This is a genomic window from Nocardiopsis yanglingensis (assembly GCF_045809185.1).
Lineage (GTDB): Bacteria > Pseudomonadota > Gammaproteobacteria > Xanthomonadales > Xanthomonadaceae > Stenotrophomonas > Stenotrophomonas yanglingensis.
The window spans coordinates 288,621-296,540 of record NZ_JBJNRH010000004.1 but is presented as its reverse complement, the minus strand read 5'-3'; the positions used below and the strand labels follow the sequence as shown (position 1 = coordinate 296,540).

General features: G+C 66.8%; 7 protein-coding genes. 2 read left to right on the top strand and 5 right to left on the bottom strand.

The window, feature by feature from the left end; all coding sequences use genetic code 11:
• Window positions 1-117: 117 nt before the first annotated feature.
• From ACJ7C5_RS08945 to mdoH, 4 genes are read right to left on the bottom strand one after another with little or no spacing between them, the layout of a single operon-like run.
• Window positions 118-849 carry a LytR/AlgR family response regulator transcription factor gene (locus ACJ7C5_RS08945; protein ID WP_049449107.1) on the bottom strand — a complete coding sequence of 244 codons (732 nt, stop codon included), beginning with the start codon at window positions 847-849 and terminating at the stop codon, window positions 118-120.
• A gap of 10 nt (window positions 850-859) precedes the next feature.
• Window positions 860-1,903, bottom strand: coding sequence for a sensor histidine kinase (locus ACJ7C5_RS08940; RefSeq protein ID WP_176433081.1), 1,044 nt, complete (start codon window positions 1,901-1,903; stop codon window positions 860-862).
• A 3-nt stretch (window positions 1,904-1,906) separates the two neighbouring features.
• Complete coding sequence (locus ACJ7C5_RS08935) at window positions 1,907-2,566, bottom strand: alpha/beta hydrolase (protein ID WP_412703689.1); 660 nt, start codon at window positions 2,564-2,566, stop codon at window positions 1,907-1,909.
• Window positions 2,567-2,616: 50 nt separating this feature from the next.
• Window positions 2,617-4,542 carry a glucans biosynthesis glucosyltransferase MdoH gene (gene mdoH / locus ACJ7C5_RS08930; RefSeq protein ID WP_094001065.1) on the bottom strand — a complete coding sequence of 642 codons (1,926 nt, stop codon included), beginning with the start codon at window positions 4,540-4,542 and terminating at the stop codon, window positions 2,617-2,619.
• 489 nt (window positions 4,543-5,031) lie between these two features.
• Here mdoH and ACJ7C5_RS08925 point away from each other — a divergent pair, with 489 nt between their 5' ends.
• Complete coding sequence (locus ACJ7C5_RS08925; protein ID WP_412703688.1) at window positions 5,032-7,077, top strand: TonB-dependent receptor domain-containing protein; 2,046 nt, start codon at window positions 5,032-5,034, stop codon at window positions 7,075-7,077.
• A 60-nt stretch (window positions 7,078-7,137) separates the two neighbouring features.
• On the opposite strand, the gene ACJ7C5_RS08920 is transcribed toward ACJ7C5_RS08925, so the two are convergent.
• Entirely contained in the window at window positions 7,138-7,308 is a 171-nt protein-coding gene (locus tag ACJ7C5_RS08920; RefSeq protein ID WP_167345305.1) for a hypothetical protein, read from the bottom strand.
• A 215-nt stretch (window positions 7,309-7,523) separates the two neighbouring features.
• On the opposite strand from ACJ7C5_RS08920, the gene ACJ7C5_RS08915 reads away from it, so the two are divergent.
• Window positions 7,524-7,910 (top strand): DUF2628 domain-containing protein, encoded by a 387-nt coding sequence (locus ACJ7C5_RS08915; protein WP_094001067.1) that lies wholly within the window; start codon window positions 7,524-7,526, stop codon window positions 7,908-7,910.
• The last annotated feature ends 10 nt before the right edge of the window (window positions 7,911-7,920 follow it).

Here is a 7,920-nt window from a genome sequence, read left to right as displayed (position 1 = left end):
CCCCGCCCCGACCCAGCACGTAGAAATACCGAGCCATGACCCGTTGTTGCTGTTGCTGTTGCTGTTGATCTTGATGTTGATCTGTAAGCAGTCGCGGCCGCAGGCCGCGCGGAAAACTCACAGATGCCGCAGTTCCTGCTTCAGCGTCGCCACGCAGCGGCGGCTGACTTCCAGCGGTTGCTTGCCATGACGCAGCATCGCCTGCACCTGGCCACCCGTGCCACGTCGCAGCTCCACCAGCTCATGGCGTGCCACCAGGCAATTGCGATGGATGCGGATGAAGCGGCTGGCGAACTCTTCCTCCAGCGACTTCAGCGACTCCTCGATCAGGTCCTCGCCGCGTGCGTGGTGCACCACCACGTACTTTTCCTCGGCCTGCAGGTAGTGGATGTCGTCCAGCGGAATCAGGCGCAGGCTGCCACGCAGGCGCGCGCACAGCATGCTGCGGGCCTGCTGCCCGCTGTGTTCCTGAGGCTGGCCGTCGCGACCGGCCAGGAACGTGCGTGCACGTGCAATCGCCGCTGCCAGGCGTTCGGCGCGCACCGGCTTCATCAGGTAGTCGATCGCTGCGGCCTCGAATGCCGACAGTGCATGCGCGTCGTAGGCCGTGCAGAACACCACCGCCGGGCGCGGCTCGAAGCTGGCCAGATGGCGGGCGGCTTCCAGGCCATCCAGCCCGGGCATGGCGATATCCAGCAGGACCAGGTCCGGCTGCAGCTCCGCACACGCGTGCAGGGCCTGTTCGCCGTTGCCGGCCTCGGCCACCACGTCCACGCCGTCCTGCGCGGCCAACAGGCTGCGCAGGCGCTCACGCGCCAGCGGTTCGTCATCGGCGATGACTACCCTCACGATCGTTCCCTCACTGGATCGGCACTGTCACCTGGCAGGCATAGTAGCCCTCGCTCCAGCCAGCCGTCATCCGTGCGGCGCTGCCAAAGCGCCAGGCCAGCCGATGGCCGATGCTGTGCTGGGCATGACCGGCACCGCGCGCCAGGGCCAGCCCCGGGGCCTGTGGATCGGGCGCGGGATTGCGTACGCGGATCTGCAGCTCGTTGCCCTCGCGCACCAGCTGCAATTCAATGGTGCCGCCTTCGGGCAGGCGCGAGATGCCGTGCAGCACGGCGTTCTCCACCAGCGGCTGCAGCACCAGCCTCGGCAATGGCAGGTCCCACGGCAGCGGCTCGTCGCGCTGCCAGCGCACCTGCAGGCGCTCGCCCAGGCGCAGCGATTCGATCGACAGGTAGCGCTCGGCCAGCTCGCATTCGTCGCGCAGGGTGGAATCCCCCTCGCCTGCACCCAGCGCGGCACGGAACAGATCGGACAGATCGAGCACCGCACGTTCGGCCACCGCTGGATCGCGATGCAGCAGGCTGGCGATCAGGTTCATGCTGTTGAACAGGAAATGCGGACGGATCCGCGCCTGCAGCGCGTCGGCTTGGGCACGGGCATTGGCCTGCACCTGCGCGGCCCAGCGGTCACTCACGTAGAAATAGCGCAGGGCCAGCGCAGTGATCAGCGCGGTGGTGGCCGCGCTGCCGAGCGTGAAGCGCCAGAAGCTGATGCCGCGGGCGAAGTTGTCCCCCAGCACCGCGTACAGCGCATGCACGATGCCGGCACAGACCACGGCGATCAGCGTCGCCAGTGCGATGGCCGCCACAGCCCCCAGCACCTGCGGCAGCCTCGACAGCGCCTGCCGCAGCAGGCACAGGCTGGCGGTCACCGCCAGCGCAAGCCACAACGCGAAACCACTGGCCGACAACAGTTCGCCAAAGGTCCAGTGACGGCTGCCGTCGGGCGCCAGCGCCAGCACTACCACCACCAGCTCGGCCAGGCCGAGCATCGCCGCCAGCCGCGGCAGGCGGCACAGTTCCGGCATCCACGGCGGCGTGCTGGCCGGAGGCATGGCTCAGGCGGCGCCCAGCCGTTCCTGCAGCCAGTCACCCAGCGCCTGGATCTCTTCGGCGCAGACCTGGTGCGCCATCGGGTAGCTGTGCCACTCCACTTCCAGGCCCAGCGCCTGCAATGCCTGCGCGCTGTGTACGGCCACCGCCTGCGGAATCACCGGGTCGCTGCTGCCATGGGCCATGAACACCGGCACCTGCACCGCACCGTGAACGCGCTTGGCGCTTTCAGCTTCGGGCAGGTAGGTGGACAGCGCGATCAGGCCAGCCAGCGGCGCGGTGCGCGACAGCGCGGCGGTCAGGATGATCGCGCCACCCTGCGAGAAGCCGGCCAGGAAGATCTTCTCCGCCGGAATGCCGCGCTCGATCTCGCGCGTGATCAGCGCGTCCAGTTGCACCACCGATTCCTGCACGCCGGCCATGTCGGCGCGCGAACGGAAATCCATGCCGACGATGTCGTACCAGCCACGCATCGGCACGCCGTTGTTGATCGTGATCGGCCGCACCGGTGCATGCGGGAACACGAAGCGCAGCGCCGGCCAGTGCGGGCGCACCAGTTCCGGCACGATCGGCGCGAAGTCATGGCCGTCGGCACCGAGGCCGTGCAGCCAGATCACCGACCACTGCGGCGAGGCGCCGGTTTCCTGTTCCACCGTTTGCAGCATGATGCGGCTCCTTCAAGTTCGAGCCGCATTATGCCGCTGGCACAGGGGGATCAGTACAGCGGCGGTTGCTCGGCGGCTTCCCGGCGCAGTTGTGCCGCACGCACCAGCACCGGCGGCGGAATGTTCTCCTCGGGGATATCGAGCAGGCCAAGACGGTGCAGGAAGGCACCCGGGCCACGCGAGGAAGTCAGCGCCACCACCGGCACCGCCAGCACCATGCCGATCACCACCGGTGCCATCCACGCGGCCAGCGACGGCGATACCGCCCAGGCCAGCATACCCATGAAGGCACCGAATACGCCCAGACCGCCATAGCCGCGGATCAGCGTCAACCACGAGATGCCACCGTCGTCACGCTGCTGTGCGTCCCAGCCCGAGTCGCGCCCGGACAACACTTCGGCGACGCCGCGTGACTGTACGTACATCACCACCGGCGCCATCAGCGCGGCCAGTACGGTTTCCACCAGCATCGAGACGAACGCGCGGATCGCACCACCGCAGCCGCGGCGGTCGACCGGGTCCAGCAGCATCGCCAGGTAGCCCAGCACCTTGGGCAGCAGCAGCACCGCCATGGTCGCCGCGAACAGGCGCACCACCTGCTCCTCGTCCTGGGCGCGCCAGTACACGCTCGGCGACAGGTGCAGCAGGGCATTGAAATCGATGCCCTCCTGGAACAGCGGGATGGCGATACCGATCAGCATCAGCATCGCCCACATCGGCGCGGTGAAGTAATGACCAATACCAATCAGCATGTGGGTGCGGCTGATCCAGTGCAGGCCACGGCTGCCGACCACCTTGCCATGCTGCAGGTTGCCCTGGCACCAGCGGCGGTCGCGCACCAGCAGATCGGTCAGGGTCGGCGGCCCTTCCTCGTAGCTGCCGCCCAGGTACGGCACCATGTGCGCGGCCCAGCCGCCACGGCGCATCAGTGCCGCTTCAACGAAATCATGGCTGAGTACGTGGCCGCCGAACGGCTTGCGCCCCGGCAGCGCCGGCAGGCCGGCGTGGTCGGCGAAGGCGCGGGTACGGATGATGGCGTTGTGACCCCAGTAGTTGCTCTCGGCACCATGCCACCAGGCCACGCCGCGGGCGATCACCGGCCCGTACACGCGGCCGCCGAACTGCTGCATGCGGGCGAACAGGGTACGCCCGCCGATCACCGACGGCAGCGTCTGGATCAGGCCGACATCGGCGTTGTGTTCCATGCCCGCGACCAGGCGCACGATGCTGTCGCCGGTCATCAGGCTGTCGGCGTCGAGGATCAGCATCTGCGGGTAGGCCCCACCGAAGCGGCGGACCCAGTCGGCGATGTTGCCGGCCTTGCGCCCGCTGTTGTCGCCACGGCGGCGATAGAACAGCCGCACCCGACCGTCCGGCACGCGATCACGCAGCTCGGCGAACACCTGCTCCTCGGCCCGTGCGATGTCCTCGCGACGGGTATCGCTGAGCACGAAGAAGTCGAAACGTTCCAGCTGCCCGGTGGCGGCCACTGATTCGTAGATGGCCTGCAGGCCGGCCAACAGGCGGCGCGGGTCTTCGTTGTAGGTCGGCATCAGCAGCGCGGTGCGGCTGTGCACGGTCGGCAGCGGCTTGTCCGGATCGATGCCGAGACGGTAGCCACGATCGAACACAGCGGTCAGGAAGCCGGCCAGGGCGCTGGCGAAAGACAGCGCGATCCAGGCGAACAGGCCGACAAACAGGACCAGCAGGCAGGCTTCGAGCACGCTGATGCCATTGGCCGACAGCACCCGCCACATCATCCGGGTGGCGATGGCGGTCATCGCCAGCGTGCCGCCGAAGATATAGAACCGGCGCAGGCCGATCAGCCGCGGCGAGGTGCGGTGACGGCGGACCTTCAGTTCGCCTGCGCGCAGGGTCTGCTCGGGCATCTGCAGCGGCGACTCGGCCGGCAGCAGCGCCCAGCCGGCGTCGAGCCCGGGGGCCTCCGCGTCTGCGTGGATGGTTTGACCCCCCATCACCGCTTACTCCCCACGGTCGGCACGGCCGGCCGTCCCGGCCGGGCTGCATGCACGAAGGTTCCCGGCGCGCCTTCCCGGCGCCCGCACTTGTCCTGGCTGTGCCGGCGCTTGGCCACACAGTCGATGTCTGTCACTACCGGAACCCACACGATCTCCAACGGGGCGGAATCGAAAATGCGGCTCAGTCTAGGGCGCCGGATGTAAGCCGCGTGCGAAGGTCTACGCCGGCATTTGTCCCCATTCAGCAAACAGCAGGCGTGCCGTGGCGGCGCAGGAGGTTGTCACTTTGTCACCGGGGGTACTGGATCGTAACAAACGCGAACGGTTATCATTTCATTAACCAGGCAGGTCGCCGTGTTCCGCACGGCACAGACCCACCCAGCTGCGCCGGTCCACACCGCGCCGACGACCCATGGAAGGGGCTGCCTGCTGTCCGCTGCGCCTGCTGCTTCCACCGGGTCCCTACTTTCTCCCATGGAAGCCGTCATGTCCCTGCCGTCCCGTTCCCGTTCCGCGCGCCTGCCGCGCACCCGCCTGGCCACCGCCCTGGCCACCGCCTGCCTGCTGGCCCTGCCCGGCCTGGCCGCCGCTGAGGCCAGCGCCGATGCCTCCACCAAGGATCTGGATGCCGTGGTGGTCACCGCCTCGGGCAACCAGCAATGGATCAAGGATGCGCCGGCCAGCATCAGCGTGATCAGCCGTGAGGATATCGAGCGCCAGCCGGTGCACGACCTGGCCACCCTGCTCAGCCGCGTGCCGGGCGTGACCGGTGGCTTCAGCGCGGCGGGCGAGCAGTCCAAGATCAAGCTGCGCGGCATGCCCTCCAACTACACGCTGGTGCTGGTGGACGGCAAGCGCATGGGCAGCTCGGCCTCGACCAATTACCGCCCCGACCTCGGCCGTCAGGATCTGAACTGGATCTCGCCCGACCAGATCGAACGCATCGAGGTGGTACGCGGACCGATGTCGTCGTTGTACGGCTCCGACGCGATGGGCGGCGTGATCAACATCATCACCAAGCGCATCGGCGATGACTGGAACGGCAGTGCCACCCACAGCTACACCCGCCCGGGTGATGGCAAGCGCGGGGATACCCAGCAGATCGGCGCGACGTTCTCCGGCCCACTCGGCGAACGCTTCGGCCTGCGCATCGGCGCCAACAGCATGCGCCGCGACTCGGACCGCTCCAACGGTGGTGTCTATGGCAATGCCTACGCCGGCGAGAAGGACCGCAATGTCGACGCGCTGCTGCAGTGGAAGCTCAGCGACGCCCAGGAGCTGTCGCTGGAAGCCGGCCATGGCGTGCAGCAGGCCTTCATCGATGCCTCACTGGAAAAACAGGACGAAGGCGCCTGGGGTGCCAGTGAACTCAAGCGCAGCTCGCTGGCGCTCAACCACGATGGCAAGTGGAGCTTTGGCAACTCGAAGATCAGTGCGTACTGGACCGAATACAAGAACGACATCGGTGCCACCGGACGCTCCGAAGCCACCGATACGATCATCGAAGGCAGCCTGACCACGCCGTTCACCCTCGGCGTTGAACACCAGTTCGCCGTGGGCGGCCAGTGGAAGCGTCAGGAGCTGACCAACACCGACACCATCGGCCGCGCGCCGATCGACTATGCCGGCAACGCGGTCAGTGGCTCGGACCTGGAGGTCGATACCTGGGCGCTGTTCGTCGAGGACGAACTGAAGCTGCACCGCACCCTGGCGCTGACCCTGGGCGCACGCCTGGACCACCATGAGAAGTTCGGCGGCCACGTCAGCCCGCGTGCCTACCTGGTCTGGCATCCGGCCGAGCAGTGGACGATCCGGGGCGGCGTTTCCAAAGGCTTCCGCGCACCCAGCCTGACCGAGAATTCGGCCACCGCCGCCACCCAGTCCGGCGGCCGCGGCTGCACCTCGCTGATCCCGTTGGGCTATACCCGCGGTGGCTGCTACATGGCCGGCAACCCGGATCTGGATCCGGAAACCAGCACCAACCGCGAGATCGGCATCAGCTTCGACAACGACCTGGTCGATGCGGGCCTGACCTACTTCCATACCGACTTCAGGAACAAGATCGAGTACGCCCCGCTGGGCCGGTTCAACGGCATCTGGTGGACGCGCATGAGCAACGTGCAGCGCGCCCGTACCAGCGGCATGGAAGGCAACCTCAACTTCCGCTTCGGTGAGCACTGGCGCTGGCGCACTTCGGCCACCTGGATGAAGGAGGCCAAGAACCTGACCACCGGCAGGAACCTGATCGATACGCCGGAATTCTCCGGCTATTCGTCGCTGGACTGGACGCCCAACACGGTGTTTTCCAGCAGCCTGTCGGCGCAGTACACCGGCAAGCAGACCGGCACCGCCACGACCTTCCTCAAGGCCTACACCCTGTATGACCTGACTGCGGCCTGGAACGTCAACGAGGTGCTGACCCTGCGCGGCGGCGTCAGCAACCTGGTCGACAAGAAGCTGTATGCCGAAGGCTCCACCGACTACTTCGTGGCCGGACGCAGTTACTTCCTGAGCATGACCGCGCGGTTCTGACCGGCGGCGCGCGCCGCGATCGCGCTGGCGACAGGCCAGCGCGATCGGCGGTGTTGCGGATTACTCGCTTTCCAGCGCGGCCGCGGCCGCGTTCTGCGTAGCAGCCGTGCGTGCACGGTCCATCGCCACCGCCAATTGCTGGCGTGCGAGCAGCTGTTGTGCCTGCACCACTTCAGGTGTCGGCAGGAGCACCGGTCCCGGTGCGTTTTCCGGTGTAGCAGGTGTGGTCATGCAACCTCCATGGACATCCCGCCGCCGCCCGGGTTCAGCTGGGGCGGCAGCGGAACTGCGCACCCTATCCTAAAAACAAGGCGGATGGGTGACGATGCGTACCCTGCCACAGCGCCACACCTGATCAAACGTCACATTTTTGACGCGGGAGGGTGGCCTCGCGGACCCCTCGCCCGATAAGATGTAATCGTTTTCCTACAAGGACGTGATCGTCAATGAACGCAGTCGACCTCTCCCGCTTCAGCCCGAAGTGGCAGTTCCGCTTCAACTTCTTCCAGCAGCACGGCGCGCCCAAGGAGCCGGGTTTCAAGCAGGCCTGGAAGGCGCTGTCCTTCGGTGACCGCCTGAAGGTCAACATCAACTTCTTCGCCTTCTTCTTCGGCTTCATCTACCTGCTCATCCTGGGCATGTGGCGCAAGGCGCTGGTCGTGCTCGGCATCAACATCGCGCTGGGCATCGTCACCCTGTTCCTGCCGGACATTGTGGCCCGTGCCGTGTTCATCGCCATGAACTTCCTGGTCGCCTCCAGCACCAACTACAGCTACTACCTGGAACAGGTGAAGGGCAAGGCCAGCTGGAACCCCTTCGAAGGGATGTTCTGAGCCGTTGCGG